A 1945-nucleotide genomic window follows, 5' to 3' on the forward strand; every position below is an offset into this window, starting at 1 on the left:
GGGGCCACCGCCGGGGCAATTTCCGGGGCCGCAGCCGACGCGCAGCAGGAAGAAACCTTCAGGGCCGCCCAGCAAGAAAAGCAGGATCGCATTCGGGCCAAGATCGGGGATGATGCCTTTGCCGGGCTGACCGCCCTTGCCAAATGCGATCATCCTGCCGCATTGGCAAATGCCGCCACCGCCCGTACATCCGCCAACCCGGATTATGCGATTGCCGGTCTGTGGCTTGAAGCCATCACCTATTCCGATCAGGCACAGGAAGATACCGCGCGCGGCCTTTACCCCGACATCATCGCCGCCGATCCGAAAATCGATGACACCACTGGTGCCGAGGCGCGACGCCGCGAACTCGTCGAAGGGCTGACCCGCATTCGCGGTGAATATGACCTGCCAACGGTCTGCGCCTGATCATCGTTTCCGGCCAGTAGCCCAACGGTTCAGGGGATCATCCGGTCCATCATCGCCCGGCAATCACAAAGCGCGCCAACATCCTGCCGGCTTTTCGCCATTGCCATCGCCCCGGAATAGGATGCGATGACAAACCCGGCAAGCCGCCCTGCCTCTGCCGCCTCATACGCAGTACCATCGCGCATCAGGGCCTCGGCAATCCCCTGTTGCCAGCGATCAAAAACCGCCGCACAGGCCACCTGAAAATCCCGATCCCCGCCCGAAAGCTCGTGCGCAAGATTGTTAAGCGGGCAACCGGTGACCTTCGCCCTGGCTGACAGTTCATCAATGATCGCTGTCATCACCGTACGGATACCTTCCTTGGGCGTCGCTGCCTGCTGCACCGGTGCGATCCAGCTTTGCGTTACCGCATCGGCCACCCGTTCCTTCAGAACCGCAAGGCCAAGCTGCTTTTTGCTGGGAAAATGATGCGCGAATGCCCCGCCGCTCACCCCGGCCAGATCGCGGATGTCGTTCATCGCGGTCGCGTGATAGCCCCGCGTGACAAAGGCATCAAACGCCGCATCCAGAATGCGGTTGCGCATGCCTTCCGGGTCATTGCTGCGTGAACGCGCCGGGCTTGCTGGTGATCTCTTGGCCGGGCTCATCTGTGATCTCCTGACAGATTTGGGCATATCCTTCTGCCTTCTTATCCTATCGCAGCTTGACAAAACAGGACAAACATCCTGTTAATCAAAACAGGTCATTTATCCTGTTTTATAATCAAGGTCGCAAACCATGCATACCAACATCATCGAACTGCGCCGTTACCGCCTGAAACCCGGCACGCGGCAGGCCCTGATCGATCTGTTTGATCGTGAATTCATCGAAAGCCAGGAAGCCTGCGGCATGTCCGTCATCGGTCAGTTCCGCGATCTTGATGACGCCAACAGCTTCGCCTGGCTGCGCGGCTTTGCCGATATGGATGCCCGCGCCAAGGCCCTTGGTACGTTTTATACCGGCCCGGTCTGGGCGCGGCACTGTGACGCTGCCAATGGCACCATGGTCAATTCCGATAATGTCCTGCTGCTGCGCCCGGCCAACACCACCACGGGCTTTGCCACCCCCGCACAGCCCCGCCCGGCACTAACAAACAGCATCCCGGCAACCGGCTTTGTTGAGGCCAGCATCTGCGCACTCGCCCCCGGCCGGGCTTCCGAATTCGCCACTTTCTTTGCTGAAAAACTGCGCCCTGCCTTGCGCGATTGCGGGGCGGATATTCTGGCCGAACTGATCAGCGAAACCGCACCCAACAGCTTCCCCCGCCTGCCGGTCCGAGACGGCGAAACCGTCTTTGTCTGGCTGGCCCGATTTGACAGCACATCGGGTTACGCCACCTTCTCTGATCGGCTCGCGAGCCACCCGGACTGGCAGAATCACCTTGATGCCGAACTTGATCAATGGCTATGGCGCCCGCGCGAAATCCTGCGCCTCGCGCCAACGTCGCGCTCTCTCCTGCGATAGGCACCGGGGCCTATCCGCCCATCACGCGTGCCGG

3 protein-coding genes are annotated in these 1945 nt (G+C 60.7%); 2 read left to right on the forward strand and 1 reads right to left on the reverse strand.

Going from position 1 to position 1945, the window contains the following annotated elements:
- A partial coding sequence (locus TH5_RS25765; RefSeq protein WP_167443668.1) for a hypothetical protein occupies positions 1-408 on the forward strand: 408 nt, incomplete at its 5' end.
- A gap of 29 nt (positions 409-437) precedes the next feature.
- Here TH5_RS25765 and TH5_RS25110 read toward each other — a convergent pair.
- The gene (locus tag TH5_RS25110; protein WP_114124138.1) at positions 438-1055 is read right to left on the reverse strand and encodes a TetR/AcrR family transcriptional regulator; all 618 of its coding nucleotides are present in this window, start codon (positions 1053-1055) and stop codon (positions 438-440) included.
- Positions 1056-1185: 130 nt separating this feature from the next.
- Between TH5_RS25110 and TH5_RS25115 the strand changes: the two genes are divergently transcribed.
- Positions 1186-1911 carry an NIPSNAP family protein gene (locus tag TH5_RS25115; RefSeq protein ID WP_114124139.1) on the forward strand — a complete coding sequence of 242 codons (726 nt, stop codon included), beginning with the start codon at positions 1186-1188 and terminating at the stop codon, positions 1909-1911.
- The last annotated feature ends 34 nt before the right edge of the window (positions 1912-1945 follow it).

It is taken from the genome of Thalassospira xianhensis MCCC 1A02616 (assembly GCF_003326475.1).
Classification (GTDB): Bacteria; Pseudomonadota; Alphaproteobacteria; order Rhodospirillales; family Thalassospiraceae; genus Thalassospira; species Thalassospira xianhensis.

Coding starts and splice junctions, on each gene's coding strand:
- TH5_RS25115 (WP_114124139.1), top strand. CDS start 1,186: ATGCATACCAACATCATCGAACTGCGCCGTTACCGCCTGAAACCCGGC.
- TH5_RS25110 (WP_114124138.1), bottom strand. CDS start 1,055: ATGAGCCCGGCCAAGAGATCACCAGCAAGCCCGGCGCGTTCACGCAGC.